This window comes from Pseudomonas sp. ADAK2 TE3594 (assembly GCF_053628675.1).
The window spans coordinates 489,064-504,167 of the sequence record NZ_JBRJGV010000001.1 but is presented as its reverse complement, the minus strand read 5'-3'; the positions used below and the strand labels follow the sequence as shown (position 1 = coordinate 504,167).

Annotated in this window: 15 protein-coding genes; 8 read left to right on the top strand and 7 right to left on the bottom strand. The window is 59.7% G+C overall.

Annotated elements, in window-relative coordinates:
- Positions 1 to 60: 60 nt before the first annotated feature.
- Positions 61 to 1,341: a sensor histidine kinase gene (locus AB7M22_RS02195; protein ID WP_454185089.1), complete on the bottom strand. Its 1,281-nt coding sequence runs from the start codon at positions 1,339 to 1,341 to the stop codon at positions 61 to 63.
- Positions 1,331 to 2,014 carry a two-component system response regulator ColR gene (colR, locus tag AB7M22_RS02190; protein ID WP_454185088.1) on the bottom strand — a complete coding sequence of 228 codons (684 nt, stop codon included), beginning with the start codon at positions 2,012 to 2,014 and terminating at the stop codon, positions 1,331 to 1,333. Before colR ends, AB7M22_RS02195 begins: the two co-directional genes overlap by 11 nt.
- A 217-nt stretch (positions 2,015 to 2,231) precedes the next feature.
- Here colR and AB7M22_RS02185 point away from each other — a divergent pair, with 217 nt between their 5' ends.
- Entirely contained in the window at positions 2,232 to 2,975 is a 744-nt protein-coding gene (locus AB7M22_RS02185) for a phosphatase PAP2 family protein (protein WP_454185087.1), read from the top strand.
- A gap of 181 nt (positions 2,976 to 3,156) precedes the next feature.
- Here AB7M22_RS02185 and groL read toward each other — a convergent pair whose 3' ends face one another.
- From groL to AB7M22_RS02165, 4 genes are all read right to left on the bottom strand, one after another.
- Entirely contained in the window at positions 3,157 to 4,800 is a 1,644-nt protein-coding gene (gene groL / locus AB7M22_RS02180) for a chaperonin GroEL (protein WP_008009270.1), read from the bottom strand.
- Positions 4,801 to 4,849: 49 nt separating this feature from the next.
- Positions 4,850 to 5,143: a co-chaperone GroES gene (locus AB7M22_RS02175; RefSeq protein WP_429545740.1), complete on the bottom strand. Its 294-nt coding sequence runs from the start codon at positions 5,141 to 5,143 to the stop codon at positions 4,850 to 4,852.
- 247 nt (positions 5,144 to 5,390) lie between these two features.
- Positions 5,391 to 5,867, bottom strand: coding sequence for an FxsA family protein (locus AB7M22_RS02170; protein WP_454185086.1), 477 nt, complete (start codon positions 5,865 to 5,867; stop codon positions 5,391 to 5,393).
- A gap of 66 nt (positions 5,868 to 5,933) precedes the next feature.
- Positions 5,934 to 6,665, bottom strand: coding sequence for a HugZ family pyridoxamine 5'-phosphate oxidase (locus AB7M22_RS02165; protein WP_454185085.1), 732 nt, complete (start codon positions 6,663 to 6,665; stop codon positions 5,934 to 5,936).
- A gap of 170 nt (positions 6,666 to 6,835) precedes the next feature.
- Between AB7M22_RS02165 and AB7M22_RS02160 the strand changes: the two genes are divergently transcribed.
- Positions 6,836 to 7,594: an SDR family oxidoreductase gene (locus AB7M22_RS02160; RefSeq protein ID WP_454185084.1), complete on the top strand. Its 759-nt coding sequence runs from the start codon at positions 6,836 to 6,838 to the stop codon at positions 7,592 to 7,594.
- 131 nt (positions 7,595 to 7,725) lie between these two features.
- Here the strand turns inward: AB7M22_RS02160 and apbC are convergent, their stop codons facing one another.
- Entirely contained in the window at positions 7,726 to 8,820 is a 1,095-nt protein-coding gene (gene apbC / locus AB7M22_RS02155; RefSeq protein ID WP_454185083.1) for an iron-sulfur cluster carrier protein ApbC, read from the bottom strand.
- Between the two features lie 341 nt (positions 8,821 to 9,161).
- Between apbC and metG the strand changes: the two genes are divergently transcribed.
- The 6 genes from metG to AB7M22_RS02125 all read left to right on the top strand — a co-directional run bounded on the left by metG (position 9,162) and on the right by AB7M22_RS02125 (position 15,086).
- The gene (metG, locus tag AB7M22_RS02150; RefSeq protein WP_454185082.1) at positions 9,162 to 11,213 is read left to right on the top strand and encodes a methionine--tRNA ligase; all 2,052 of its coding nucleotides are present in this window, start codon (positions 9,162 to 9,164) and stop codon (positions 11,211 to 11,213) included.
- Between the two features lie 129 nt (positions 11,214 to 11,342).
- Positions 11,343 to 11,912 (top strand): Rnf-Nqr domain containing protein, encoded by a 570-nt coding sequence (locus tag AB7M22_RS02145; RefSeq protein WP_454185081.1) that lies wholly within the window; start codon positions 11,343 to 11,345, stop codon positions 11,910 to 11,912.
- Entirely contained in the window at positions 11,909 to 12,916 is a 1,008-nt protein-coding gene (gene rsxB / locus AB7M22_RS02140; protein ID WP_454185080.1) for an electron transport complex subunit RsxB, read from the top strand. The genes AB7M22_RS02145 and rsxB overlap by 4 nt, the downstream gene beginning before the upstream one ends.
- Positions 12,903 to 13,895 carry an RnfABCDGE type electron transport complex subunit D gene (locus AB7M22_RS02135; RefSeq protein ID WP_454185079.1) on the top strand — a complete coding sequence of 331 codons (993 nt, stop codon included), beginning with the start codon at positions 12,903 to 12,905 and terminating at the stop codon, positions 13,893 to 13,895. The genes rsxB and AB7M22_RS02135 overlap by 14 nt, the downstream gene beginning before the upstream one ends.
- A complete protein-coding gene (locus AB7M22_RS02130) occupies positions 13,892 to 14,503 on the top strand; it encodes an RnfABCDGE type electron transport complex subunit G (protein ID WP_454185078.1) in 612 nt (203 codons plus the stop codon). Before AB7M22_RS02135 ends, AB7M22_RS02130 begins: the two co-directional genes overlap by 4 nt.
- Complete coding sequence (locus AB7M22_RS02125) at positions 14,496 to 15,086, top strand: Rnf-Nqr domain containing protein (protein WP_454185077.1); 591 nt, start codon at positions 14,496 to 14,498, stop codon at positions 15,084 to 15,086. Before AB7M22_RS02130 ends, AB7M22_RS02125 begins: the two co-directional genes overlap by 8 nt.
- Positions 15,087 to 15,104: the final 18 nt, after the last annotated feature.

Sequence of the window (15,104 nt, the reverse complement as noted above, 5' to 3'; positions counted from 1 at the left end):
TTGTCATGTAAAACCCGGAAGTATTTCAGGGTTTTACAGGACCGAATTTCGTTTTTTCCATCAGATCCGGGAAGGACTCAAATCCACCTGAAAACGGCAGCCATTGGGTTCCATGTTCGTCAAGCTGACGCTCCAGCCCTGGTTCTCACAAATCCGCTGCACCAGCGACAGTCCCAGCCCCAGCCCCTCGCCACGTTTCTCGTTGCCACGCACGAAAGGCTCGAACATCGCCTCACGTTTTTCCTCGGGAATACCGACTCCACTGTCCTCGACCACGAACCCCGTATCCGTCATCGCCAAACGGATAAACCCGTGCTCGGTGTAATGCAGTGCATTACGCAACAGGTTACCCATCACCGCATGCAGAAGGGTCGCGTTATAGCGGGTGTCCGGCGGATTGCCCGGCTCAACGTTCAGCGCCAGGCCCTTGGCTTCGATCGGCTCGCGCCATTGACAGAGCAGCCCGTCGGCCACTTGGCTCAGGGTCTGCTGGGGGGCCATGCTGGCGTCTTCATGTTGAGCGCGAGCCAGCATGAGGAAGGTTTGCACCAGCTCGCGCATCTCGGCACACGCACGGGCGATTCGCTCGACCTGAGCACGCCCGCGCTGATCGATACCGGGGTTTTCCAGCAACAGCTCACAGGAACTGGCCAACACCATCAACGGCGTGCGCAGCTCGTGGCTGACGTCACTGGTGAACAATCGCTCACGGGTCAACGCCTGGCGCAAGCGCCCCAGGGTAGCGTCGAAGGCCACGGCCAGTTCGCCCACTTCATCGGCGGCATAATCCGGCGCCAGTGGTGGCGCCAGGCCCAGCAATTGATCGCGATGACGCACCTGACGGGCCAGTCGCACCACCGGCGCCATGACCTTGCGCGCCAACACCCAGCCAAGAAATACCGCCAATGCCAGGCTCAGCACGAAACCCACCAGCACCACGGCAAACAACACCCGCTCACGCTCTTCGAAATCGCTCTGGTCCTGCAACAGCACGTAACGCCGACCGTCGACGATTTCGACCATCGCGTGGTACGACAGCTGCTCGCGAAAGACTTCATGAAAGCCTGAGTCCAGGTGCCGCAAATCCTTGGGCAACTCGAAGTCGCCCGGCCCGCCGCTGAAATAGAACAGCTGGTCCGGCTCGGGGCGGTGGCTCCAGTCCGACACGCTGTCCATCAGCAAAAGACGTTGCAAATCGCCGCCCAGACCTGCCGAAATCAGTTTCTCTTCCACCAGGTGCACGGTCGCTATGATGCCTATGGCGAAGGCTCCCGCAACCAGCGCGCTCATCAACGCAAAGGCGATGATGATCCGCTGAGAAAGACTCTGCTTAAACTCCATCACGGCCCTCGGCCAGGCGATAACCGACGCCGTGCACGGTATGCAGCAAGGGTTTGGCGAACGGCTTGTCGATCACCTGACGCAGTTGATGGACGTGGCTGCGCAGGCTGTCGCTGTCCGGGCAGTCATCGCCCCACAGGGCTTCTTCGAGAACTTCGCGGCGTAACACATGAGGGCTTTTCTGCATCAACACGGCCAGCAACTTCAGGCCCACCGGATTAAGTTTCAGCAGACGGCCTTCACGCGTCACCTCCAGAGTATCGAGGTCGTAGCACAGATCGCCGATCTGCAAGGTACGGCGACCGCCCCCTTGGGCGCGGCGCATGACCGCCTCGATCCGCGCGGCCAGTTCGGACAGGGCAAAGGGTTTGATCAGATAGTCGTCAGCACCGGATTTGAAGCCTTGTAAACGGTCATCCAGTTGATCGCGGGCAGTGAGCATGATCACCGGCGTGTCGCGGCGGGCGTCTTCGCGCAGACGTTTGCACAGGGTGTAGCCGTCGATGCCAGGCAGCATGATATCGAGCACGATCAAGTCGTAATGTTCGGTGGCCGCCAGGTGCAGGCCTGACAGACCGTCCTGCGCGCAATCCACGGTGTAACCCTTGAGTCCAAGGTAATCGGCCAGGTTGGCCAGGATATCGCGGTTGTCTTCAACCAATAGAATTCGCATCGGCACCTCCTCCGTACACAGTAACGGCTGTCTTGGCGCGCAGCTTAAGGCCAAGTGTGGCTCAGGGATAGTGGCGGCGTGCAGGGGTAAATCCGAGAAAAAAACCTGAAACGGCCTTAACAACTTTTTCACCATCGATTCACAAGCTGACGACAGAGGCGTGTTCAGACTCCCGCGGTTGCGCTCTTCAGAACATTTCACTCACCAAGGAATTGCCATGGCTTCGACCGCTGCCCGCCCCGCTTCCAGGCCATTGAATGTATGGCTATGCCTGGGAGTGCCCGCCATTGCGGCGATCACCCTGTTGTTGCTCGAACTGACGTCCCTGGACATGGACCTTGCCAAGCTGTTCTATGACCCGGTCGCCGGGGCGTTCATCGGACGGCACAGCTACTTCCTGGAAAACATCCTGCATGACCGGGCCAAGCAAGTGGTCATCGCCTTTTCGGTGTTCTCCATTCTGGGCTTCGTCGGCTCCTTTTTCATGGAAAGGCTCAAGCCGTTCAAACGTGAACTGGGTTGCCTGGTGTTGTCTCTGGCACTGGCAACCTCGTTCGTCACCCCGGTCAAAGCGGTGACGGCGGTGCAATGCCCATGGAGCCTGGAGCAATTCGGCGGGCACGAAACCTACAGCGAACTGCTCAGCCCTCGCCCGCACACCGACAAGCCGGGCCGCTGCTGGCCCGGTGGTCATGCGGCGACTGGCTTCACGTTGTTTGCGCTGTTTTTCGTGTTGCGTGATCGTCGCCCGCGACTGGCACGCAAGGCGTTTGTCCTGGCCTTTACGTTGGGCTCGGTGTTTTCCATCAGCCGGATGATGCAGGGCGCGCACTTCTTTTCGCACAACGTGTGGACGGCGATTTTCTGCTGGCTGATTTGTCTGGGGGCGTATTACTACATCCTTTATCGACCAGCGTCCAAGGCTGAGCGAGTAGACAGCGCGGAACCTGTCAGCGTCTGAGCTGACGCCTTCGCGGGCAAGCCTCGCTCCTACAAGTTCATGGCGAACGCGGATTCAATACCTGTAGGAGCGAGGCTTGCCCGCGAAGGGGCCCTCATGAACAACACACCTTTGTGACGGGCAATAAAAAACCCCGCCTGCTCGATGCAGGCGGGGTTTTTATGTACAGGGTGAGGCTGGCTTACATCATGCCGCCCATGCCGCCCATACCGCCCATGTCTGGCATGCCGCCGCCAGCAGGACCGTCTTCCTTGATCTCAGCGATCATGGCTTCGGTGGTGATCATCAGGCTGGCAATCGACGAAGCCGCTTGCAGAGCCGAACGAGTCACTTTAGCCGGGTCCAGGATACCCATTTCGATCATGTCGCCGTATTCGCCGGTAGCAGCGTTGTAACCGTAGTTACCCGAACCCTGCTTAACCTTGTCGACCACTACGCTTGGCTCGTCACCGGAGTTGGCAACGATCTGGCGCAGTGGCGCTTCAACAGCGCGACGCAGCAACTGGATGCCAACGTTCTGGTCATCGTTGTCGCCTTTCAGCTCGGAGATAGCCTGCAGAGCGCGAACCAGTGCCACGCCGCCGCCAGGTACCACGCCTTCTTCAACGGCTGCACGGGTAGCGTGCAGGGCGTCTTCAACGCGGGCTTTCTTCTCTTTCATTTCAACTTCGGAACCGGCGCCAACCTTGATCACTGCAACGCCGCCGGACAGCTTGGCCAGGCGCTCTTGCAGTTTTTCACGGTCGTAGTCGGACGAAGTGTCAGCCACTTGCTGACGGATCTGCAGCACGCGAGCCTGGATGTCAGCCTCAACGCCGGAACCGTCGATCACGGTGGTGTTTTCTTTGGACAGGATCACGCGCTTGGCATTACCCAGGTGTTCCAGGGTAGTGCTTTCCAGGCTCAGACCGATCTCTTCGGAGATAACGGTACCGCCAGTCAGAACAGCGATGTCCTGCAGCATGGCCTTGCGACGGTCGCCGAAGCCTGGAGCCTTGACGGCTGCGACTTTAACGATGCCACGCATGTTGTTCACAACCAGAGTCGCCAGGGCTTCGCCTTCAACGTCTTCGGCCACGATCAGCAGTGGACGGCCGGCTTTGGCAACGGCTTCCAGTACTGGCAGCATTTCGCGGATGTTGGAGATCTTTTTGTCGACCAGCAGGATCAGCGGACCGTCCAGCTCGGCGGTCATGGTCTCTGGCTTGTTGACGAAGTACGGGGACAGGTAGCCACGGTCGAACTGCATGCCTTCAACAACCGACAGTTCGTTTTCCAGGCCCGAGCCTTCTTCAACGGTGATCACGCCTTCTTTACCGACTTTTTCCATGGCTTCGGCAATGATGTCGCCGATGGAGCTGTCGGAGTTGGCCGAGATGGTGCCGACCTGAGCGATGGCCTTGGTGTCAGCGCAAGGCTTGGACAGGGCTTTGAGCTCTTTGACGATCGCGATGGTCGCTTTGTCGATACCGCGCTTCAGGTCCATCGGGTTCATGCCGGCAGCGACGGCTTTCAGGCCTTCGTTGACGATCGATTGAGCCAGAACGGTAGCGGTGGTGGTGCCGTCGCCTGCGTCATCGTTGGCACGGGAGGCAACGTCTTTGACCAGCTGCGCGCCCATGTTTTCGAAGCGATCTTTCAGCTCGATTTCTTTGGCAACGGAAACGCCGTCCTTGGTGATGGTCGGAGCGCCGAAGCTCTTCTCGATGATCACGTTACGGCCTTTAGGGCCCAGGGTCGCTTTTACTGCGTCAGCCAGGACGTTGACACCGGCGAGCATTTTCTTGCGGGCGGAATCGCCGAATTTAACTTCTTTAGCAGCCATGATCGATATTCCTTAAATACTTTGTAGTAGCGGGAAAATGAGCGGGGAATCAGCCTTCGACAACAGCGAGAATCTCGTTCTCAGCCATGATCACCAGGTCTTCGCCGTCGACTTTCACAGTGTTGCTGCCGGAGTAAGGGCCGAACACAACCTTGTCACCCACTTTCACGGCCAGCGCACGCACTTCACCGTTGTCCAGCACTTTGCCTGGGCCTACAGCGAGGACTTCACCCTGGTTTGGCTTTTCAGCAGCCGAACCTGGCAGGACGATACCGCCAGCGGTTTTCTTTTCTTCTTCGCTGCGACGGATGACGACGCGGTCATGCAGAGGACGAAGCTTCATTGTCGATCTCTCCTAATTGTGGTTTTCATCGGCCGGTGTATTCCCGGCGGGTTTAACAAATCCGGCGGTGCCGGGTGCGGTTCGTCAAGCGAACCGCGGAAGTCTGTCTGGCGCAATTGCCAGAAACCTTGCGGTGACCGTTACATAAGGGCGCATAAGCTTATTTCAAGGGCGGGGAGCGAAAAATTTTTATCTCAATGCCCTGAAAATGAACACGGCACCCGAAGGTGCCGTGTCGATGGAAGTGTTACTTGGAATCGCGGTGTTCGAACTCGCCTTCGATCACATTGGGCTCACGGCCCAGTGGCCGCTGCGGGGCAGGACCGCCCCGTGGCTGAAGGTCATCGGCGAACGCACGCTGACGCATCGCTTGTTCCTCGGCGCGCAGACGCATTTTGTTGGCCAGCAGTCGACGAGAGATCGGCAGCAACATGATCAGGCCCAGCACGTCGGTGACGAAGCCCGGCAGAATCAACAGACCGCCCGCCAGGGCCAGCATCAGGCCTTCGAGCATGGTCTGGGCCGGCAGCTCGCCGCGGTTCAGGCTTTCACGGGCGCGCAGCGCAGTAGCAAGACCGGCGACACGCAGCACGAACACGCCGAGCATCGAGCCGAGAATGATCAGCAGCAGGGCCGGGAAAAACCCGATCGCCCCGCTGACCTTGACGAATACGAACAGCTCCAACACCGGGAACAGTACAAAGAGCAATAAAAAAGGGCGCATCAAATGGTTCCTCAACGCAAGAATACCTTGCCAGTTTTCCTTAGATGACGTCGCCGTTTCGTGAATTCAAGCGTCGGCCACTTCATTTTTCGGCCAATGCTCGGCGTGAGCCAGGAAAACCAAGGCTTCCCGGACTTGTGTCGGCGTATTACAGGACGTTTGAAACGGCAGCCAGTAGAGCCCCTGGCCGATGCGCAAGTGCATGCCTTCGGTGTCGATGCCGGCCAATTGCGCCGGAGCGGTTTTCGGCAGACCCGCCAGCTCGACGTAGTGCGCAATGGCTTTGGCGTGATCGGCATTCATGTGCTCGACCATGCTCACTTCGGCCTTGCCGGCGAACGGGTTGGCGAGGGTCAACTGATCGATCCAGTGGATCGCACCGAAGCCACCAATGTAGCGGTGACGTACCTCTTTGAGCACCCAGAAATCGAAATCATGGGCCTTGTGATAGTTCTGCGAGTCGGGGAAATAGCGATAGTAACGCTCGGCTGCCGTCTCGATGGCAGCGGGGTCTTGGAGCTTTTCCGCCTCGGCCAGGTAAGTCAGGCGACCAACGGCTTGTACGTCTTCGGCTTCACGCTCACCCACCAGCAGCGAACATTTCGGATCTTTCTGCAGGTTGTGAGTGTGCTGAGCGATGCGGCTGATAAGGATCAGCGGTCGGCCCAGCTCATCCAGGCAGTAGGGAACCACGGAGCCAAACGGGAAACCGGGCATCGCTTTGGAGTGCGTCGAGAGCACTCCACGGTATTCCTTGAGAAGCAATTCTCGGGCATGCTTAGCCACTACAACGCTCAATTTATGACTCCTTATATAGAATCCGTCAAAAAAACGGACAGGCGACTGGGTAAAAGTTCCAGCACGCCATAGGGGCAGTTCTCATGTGCAGCCAGGCCATATCAGGCTCAGATCGAGAGGTCCTCTAGAATAGAAGGAAAACCACTCCGAACTGCTATGGGGCTATGCGAATGCAACTCACTGACAAAGTAATCATTATCACCGGCGGTTGCCAGGGTTTAGGCCGCTCCATGGCCGAGTACCTTGCAGGCAAAGGCGCGAAGCTGGCACTGGTGGACCTGAATCAGGAAAAACTCGACGCTGCCGTCGCGGCTTGCAAAGCCAAGGGTGTCGAGGCCCGCGCCTACCTGTGCAACGTCGCCGATGAAGAGCAAGTGACCCATATGGCCGCTCAGGTGGCCGACGATTTCGGCGCGATCCATGGCCTGATCAACAACGCCGGCATTCTGCGCGATAGCCTGCTGCTGAAGGTCAAGGACGGCGAAATGACCAAGATGAGCCTGGCCCAATGGCAGGCGGTGATCGACGTCAATCTGACCGGTGTGTTCCTGTGCACCCGTGAAGTCGCGGCGAAAATGGTCGAGCTGCAAAACAGCGGCGCGATCATCAATATCTCGTCGATCTCGCGCGCCGGCAACATCGGCCAGACCAACTACTCCGCCGCCAAGGCCGGTGTCGCTGCGGCGACCGTGACCTGGGCCAAGGAACTGGCACGCTACGGCATTCGCGTGGCGGGCATTGCGCCGGGTTTCATCGAAACCGAGATGACCCTGAGCATGAAGCCCGAAGCGCTGGAGAAAATGACGTCCGGTATTCCGCTCAAGCGCATGGGCAAACCTGAAGAGATTGCCCAGTCGGCGGCCTACATTTTCGAGAACGACTACTACACCGGTCGAATTCTGGAATTGGATGGCGGGTTGCGGATCTAAAGTCCGACACAAAACGAATGTGGGGGCGAGCCTGCTCGCGATAACGGTGTAACAGTCACCATCAATGGTGAATGTTATGCCCTCATCGCGAGCAGGCTCGCTCCCACAATGGATCGCATTTCTTCAGCGAATCAATCGTCGCTGACGGTGATGTTCGGCATCGCTGGTGTCGCCGCTTCCTGCAACACAATCCGCGCGCCGACATGGCGGGCCAGTTCCTGGTAAACCATCGCAATCTGGCTGTCTGGCTCGGCGATCACGGTTGGCTTGCCGCCATCGGCCTGTTCGCGGATCAGCATCGACAGTGGCAACGAAGCCAACAGTTCGACACCGTACTGGTTGGCCAGCTTCACGCCACCGCCCTCACCGAACAGATGCTCCGCATGCCCGCAGTTGGAGCAGATGTGCACGGCCATGTTTTCCACCACGCCCAGCACCGGGATGTTGACCTTGCGGAACATCTCCACGCCCTTGCGCGCGTCCAGCAATGCCAGATCCTGTGGCGTGGTCACGATTACCGCACCAGCCACCGGGACTTTCTGCGCCAGGGTCAATTGGATATCGCCGGTGCCTGGCGGCATGTCGATAACCAGGTAATCCAGGTCGCCCCAGGCCGTTTGCGTGACCAGTTGCAACAAGGCACCGGACACCATCGGCCCGCGCCAGACCATCGGCGTGTTGTCGTCGGTCAGGAAGGCCATGGACATCACTTCGACGCCATGGGATTCAATCGGAATGAACCACTTCTGATCCTTGACCTTTGGTCGGGTGCCTTCAGGGATGCCGAACATGATGCCCTGGCTCGGACCGTAGATGTCCGCATCGAGAATCCCCACTTTGGCGCCTTCCCGGGCCAAGGCCAACGCGAGGTTGGCAGCGGTGGTGGACTTGCCCACACCGCCCTTGCCGGACGCCACGGCCACGACGTTCTTGACGTTGGCCAGCCCCGGAATCTGTGCCTGGGCCTTGTGCGCGGCAATTACGCTGGTGATCTCGACGCGCGCGGTGACGACGCCGTCCAGGCCTTCGATGGCCAGTTGCAACAACTGCGCCCAGCCGCTCTTGAACAGACCGGCGGCGTAACCCAGCTCCAGCTGGACGCTGACGCGATCACCCTGAATATCGATGCCGCGTACGCACCCGGCGCTGACCGGGTCCTGGTTCAGGTAAGGGTCGGTGTATTGGCGAAGGATGGCTTCCACCGCTGCGCGATTGACGGCGCTCATGGGCAACTCCGATAGCAAGACTGGAAAATCAGGCGGGTATCGTACGCCGGACACACATTTGTGGCGAACAGATTACTGCGGCCAGAGAGCTTACCTGTGGCGAGGGGGCTCGCCCCCGTTCGGCTGCGTAGCAGTCGCAATACTGCGGAGTGTCTGTCAAATCGCGGTCGTTGGTTCGGGGGCGGCTTCGCCACCCAACGGGGGCAAGCCCCCTCGCCACAGGCAAGCCCCCTCGCCACAAAAGCTCTTTTGCAACAATAAGCCTTCAGGTCGCAGGGGTGAAAAATATGCGCCAGCGCTTTATAGTGGCCGACCTCCGTTTCATCAAGTAGCCGAGCCCCATGTCCGAGCCACGCAAGATCCTCGTCACCAGCGCCCTGCCCTATGCCAATGGTTCGATCCACCTCGGCCATATGCTGGAATACATCCAGACCGATATGTGGGTGCGCTTCCAGAAGCATCGCGGTAACCAATGCATTTATGTCTGCGCCGACGACGCCCACGGTTCGGCCATCATGCTGCGCGCGGAAAAGGAAGGCATCACCCCGGAACAACTGATCGCCAACGTCCAGGCTGAACACAGCGCCGACTTTGCCGAGTTCCTGGTGGACTTCGACAACTTCCACTCCACTCACGCCGAAGAAAACCGAGAGCTGTCGAGCCAGATCTACCTGAAGCTGCGCGACGCCGGGCACATCGCCACGCGCTCGATCACTCAGTACTTCGACCCGGAAAAGAAAATGTTCCTGGCCGACCGCTTCATCAAGGGCACCTGCCCCAAATGCGGCACCGAAGACCAGTACGGCGACAACTGCGAAAAATGCGGTGCGACCTACGCGCCGACCGACCTCAAGGATCCGAAATCGGCAATTTCCGGCGCGACGCCGGTGCTCAAGGATTCCCAGCACTTCTTCTTCAAGCTGCCGGACTTCCAGGAAATGCTGCAAGCCTGGACCCGCAGTGGCACGTTGCAAGAGGCCGTGGCCAACAAGATCGCCGAGTGGCTGGATGCCGGCCTGCAACAGTGGGACATCTCCCGCGACGCGCCGTACTTCGGCTTCGAGATTCCCGACGAGCCGGGTAAATATTTCTACGTGTGGCTGGATGCGCCAATCGGCTACATGGCCAGCTTCAAGAACCTCTGCGCCCGCCGTCCGGATCTGGACTTCGACGCGTTCTGGGGCAAGGATTCCACCGCCGAGCTGTACCATTTCATCGGCAAGGACATCGTCAACTTCCACGCCCTGTTCTGGCCAGCCATGCTTGATGGTGCCGGTTTCCGCAAACCGACCGGCATCAACGTACACGGCTACCTGACCGTCAACGGCCAGAAGATGTCCAAGTCCCGCGGCACGTTCGTCAAGGCGCGGACTTACCTGGATCACCTGTCGCCGGAATACCTGCGCTACTACTACGCCGCCAAGCTGGGCCGTGGCGTCGATGACCTGGACCTGAACCTCGAAGACTTCGTGCAGAAGGTCAACTCCGACCTGGTCGGTAAAGTCGTCAACATCGCCAGCCGTTGCGCCGGTTTCATCCATAAAGGCAACGCCGGTGTACTGGTAGCCGGCAACGCCGCGCCGGAACTGACCGACGCCTTTTTGGCCGCAGCGCCAAGCATTGCCGATGCCTACGAGGCTCGCGACTTCGCACGTGCCATGCGCGAAATCATGGGCCTGGCCGACCGCGCCAACGCCTGGATCGCCGACAAGGCGCCGTGGTCGCTGAACAAACAGGAAGGCAAGCAGGATGAAGTCCAGGCCATTTGCGCCTTGGGCATCAACCTGTTCCGCCAACTGGTGATTTTCCTCAAGCCGGTATTGCCATTGCTGGCCGCCGATGCCGAGGCGTTCCTGAACGTCGCCCCGCTGACCTGGAACGATCACGCCACCTTGCTCAGCAACCATCAGCTGAACGAGTTCAAACCGTTGATGACCCGCATCGACCCGGTAAAAGTACAAGCCATGACCGACGCCTCGAAAGAAGACCTGACCGCCAGCGCAACCGACACCGGCGAAGCTGCACCCGCCGGCAACGGTGAACTGGCCAAGGATCCGCTGTCGCCAGAGATCGAGTTCGACACCTTTGCCGCTGTAGACCTGCGTGTTGCACTGATCCTCAAGGCCGAAGCCGTGGAAGGTGCCGACAAGCTGCTGCGCCTGACCCTGGACATCGGTGACGAGCAACGCAACGTGTTCTCCGGGATCAAGAGCGCCTACCCGGACCCGTCCAAGCTCAATGGTCGCCTGACCATGATGATCGCCAACCTCAAGCCCCGCAAAATGAAATTCGGGATCTCCGAAGGCATGGTGATGGCCGCTGGCCCTGGCGGTGAAGAAATCTACCTGCTGAGCCCCGACAGCGGCGCCAAGCCGGGTCAGCGCATCAAGTAAAGTTCTGCGGTAAACCGATCCCACAGTCGTGCCCGGTGCGACTGTGGGATTTTCATGTATGGCCCACCCTCCTTCCTTGCCGGATAATGCCTAACCTTGTTAGACAGGCCTCCTTTTGCCGGCACGATCATGACCGAACTGCTTTTAACGCTTATCAGCACTGCCCTGATCAACAACCTCGTGTTGCATTGGCCGCTGGGCGTCGATCCGGTGTTGGGCAGCGAGCGACCACAGATCCACGCGCTGGGCATCGCGACAACGTGCCTGATGCTGATCGTCGGCACACTCGGCTATGCGCTCTACCACTGGCTACTGGTGCCGTTGGGGCTGACGTCGCTGCGTCTGTTCGTGTTCCTGCCGTTGAGCGTTCTGCTGATCGCCCCCCTGCTGAAGCTGCTTTCCCGGTTATTGGCGAAGCTTTCATTCGATGGCCTCTGGCCCCTGCTGCTGGGGAATGCCGGGGTGCTTGGGCTGACGTTGCTCAACGCTCAGAACGACAAGGGAGTTTTCCACGCCATGGCCCTGAGCCTTGGTGCCGGGCTGGGGTTCTGGCTGGTGCTGAGTCTGTTCAGCGACTTGCGCCAGCGCACACTCGACAACGATATCCCCCTGCCCTTTCGCGGCCTGCCGATCGAATTGATCGGCGCCGGATTGATCGCGGTGATTTTTCTCGGATTCAGCGGGCTGATCAAAACATGAGTCTGATTCAACGCATCGACGCCCTCTTGCCGCAGACCCAATGCGGCAAGTGTGGCCACCCCGGATGCAAACCCTACGCCGAAGGCATCGCCAGCGGCGAGCCGATCAACAAGTGTCCACCGGGTGGCAGCGAAACCATCGCGGCCCTGGCCGACCTGTTGAAAGTGCCGGTGCTGGAACTGGACGTCAGTCGCGGTTCGGCACCCGCGCAGATCGCTTACATCCGCGAAGCCGAATGCATTGGCTGCACCAAGTGCATTCAGGCCTGCCCGGTCGACGCCATTGTCGGCGCGGCGAAATTCATGCACACGGTCATCGTCGACGAATGCACTGGTTGCGACCTCTGCGTAGCGCCCTGCCCGGTGGATTGCATCGAGATGCATCCGTTACCGCTGGCCACGGTGCTGCCGATTGTCGGTGGGCTGGCGTTCAGCCTGGAGGAACAACAGGCCCGGGCCGCCAAGCGCAATCACGCGCGACGCCGTTTCGAACAGCGCAATACCCGTTTGCATCGTGAAGAGGAACAGAAACTCGCCGAACGCCAGGCCCGTGCCCAACGCGCCGTGCAGCACAGCGAAGTGACGCTCGACCCGGTTCAGGCCGCACTCGAGCGCGTCCGCGCACAGAAAGCCGCCAATGCCGATGCGGCATTGAAAAAGGCCAAGGTCGATCTGGCGATGAGCCGGGCGCAGCTGAACAAGTCGCTCAAGGCCTTCGGGCATCCACCGACCTTCGAACAGCAATCGCAACTGATCGTGCTGCAACAGCAGTTCGACGCCGCCGAACAGGCGCTGGCGCAACTGGAAAGCAGCCCACCGCCGGTCTCTGCTCCACCTGTCCCGGCAAAAGATGCCGAGCTGAAACGGGCGAAGATCCAGCTGGCCATGCGCCGCGCCGAACTCAAGAAAGCTCAAACAAGCGAGGCGCCGGCCGAACAGATCGAAGCGTTGCAACATGCGCTCAGCGAAGCCGAGCGTCAGGTGGATGCCTATGCCGCCCCTTGAATCGGTGGACGAACGCCTTCAGCAAGCCATGAAGCTGGTATTGCTGGCCACTGTGCCGGGAATGCTGATGTTGTTCTGGCTGTACGGTTGGGGGGTGTTGATCAACCTGATTCTGACGGCTGCAACCGCGTTGGCCGTTGAAGCGGCGGTGTTGCAGCTGCGCAAGCAACCGGTAAAACCGACGTTGAGCGACGGCAGTGCGCTGGTCAGTGCGACCCTGTTGGCGCTGGCCTTGCCGCCTTATTGCCCATGGTGGCTGACGGTCAGCGCTGCGGCGTTCGGACTGTTTTTCGGCAAGCACTTGTATGGCGGCGTCGGCAAGAATCCGTTCAACCCGGCGATGCTCGGTTTCGCGCTGGTCCTGGTGACATTTCCCCAGCAAATGACTCACTGGCCGTCGTCCCATGGCATGGATTTGTTCGGTGGGCTGCAACAGGTGTTCGGCTTCAGCTTCGGCCAGACACCCGATGCGTGGGCCCAGGCCACGGCGCTGGACAGCCTGCGAATCAACAAAAGCCTGACCATGGAAGAACTGTTCGCCGGCAATCCGGCATTCGGCCGTTTCGGCGGCCGAGGTGTGGAATGGGTCAACCTGGCGTTTCTGGCAGGCGGTGCGTTTCTGCTGCAGCGACGGGTATTCAGTTGGCATGCACCGGTCGGCATGCTCGCCAGCCTGTTCATCATCAGCCTGTTGTGCTGGAACGGTACGGGCTCCGATTCTCATGGCTCGCCACTGTTTCATCTGCTCACCGGCGCGAGCATGCTCGGTGCCTTCTTCATCGTGACGGAACCGATATCCGGTGCAAAAAGCCCCATCGCCCGATTACTGTTCGGCGCAGGCGTGGGGTTACTGACTTACCTGATTCGCACGTGGGGCGGGTATCCGGACGGCGTGGCCTTTGCGGTTTTGCTGATGAACCTCTGTGTACCGGCGCTGGAGCGGTTTGCCGCGTCCAGACAGGAGCAGGTTGCCCCATGAACCGAGCGACGAGCGTTGTGATCCTGGTAGTGCTGGCAGGCCTGGGGATGGGCGCGACTTACCTCGTGCAGCACACCAGCGCCGCGCGCATTGCCACCGAACAACGCCTGATCGACAGCCGTCAGTTACTGGATCTGCTACCACCTGACAGCTACGACAATCAGCCACTGGAACACTCCCTCAGCGTCGAAAGCACTCGCCTGGCCAACAGCACACTGTTGGGTGGCTACCTGGCTTCCAAGGCCGGCCAACCGAGCGCTGTGTTGCTGCGTAGCCAGACTCTGGGTTACGCCGGCTCCATTGACTTGCTGATCGCCATCGACCCCCAAGGCAAGTTAGTGGGGGTCAAAACCCTTAAGCAATCGGAAACGCCAGGGCTGGGCGGCAAGCTCGCCGACTGGCCCAATGCCTGGCTTCAGGTGTTTACCGGCAAGTCGCTAGCCGACCCCGATGACAACGGCTGGGCCTTGAAAAAGGACCAAGGGCAATTCGATCAGATCGCGGGCGCGACCATCACCTCAAGAGCGGTGATCAATGCCACCCATGACGCGCTACGCTACTTCGATGAACACCGGCAACTGCTGATCGGGAGCAGCGTTCATGAATAAGTCATCAACCCTGCAGAACTCGCTGATGCTTACGCCGTTGATCGGCGTCACTGATTCATTGGTAACGGCCCTGGGCCTGTGGCTGATGTTCGCCCTGGTGCTCAGTGTTTATGGTGTAAGCATGGGCGTTTTGCGCTCGCGACTGATACCGGCCACACATTTGCTGGCATGCCTGCTGCTGGCGGCCACGCTGACCAGTTGCGCGGAACTTGCCGCGCAAGCCTGGTCGCTCCAATGGCACCAGCACCTGGGTTTCTACGCAGGGTTGATCGCCCTGCAATGCGTTGTGCTGGAACATAACGGTTTTTTCCAGGGCACATGGCGTGATCGACTGCATCTGTGTGGCCTGTTCGGCGCCTTGATGGCGGGCTTGGGCTTGCTGCGCGAGTTCATCGGCAACGGGACACTCGGTAGCCATCTGTCCTGGATGGCCGGAGCCAGGCAACCGGACTGGCAAGGCTGGACGCTGATCGCCGACGGTGGCCTGCACTTGGCCACGCTGGCCCCTGGCGGGTTTATTCTGCTGGGACTGCTGATCGCCGCACATCAAGCCTGGACCCGCCGCCAGGCTGCCCCACATTGACTGCCTTCGAGGAAACGC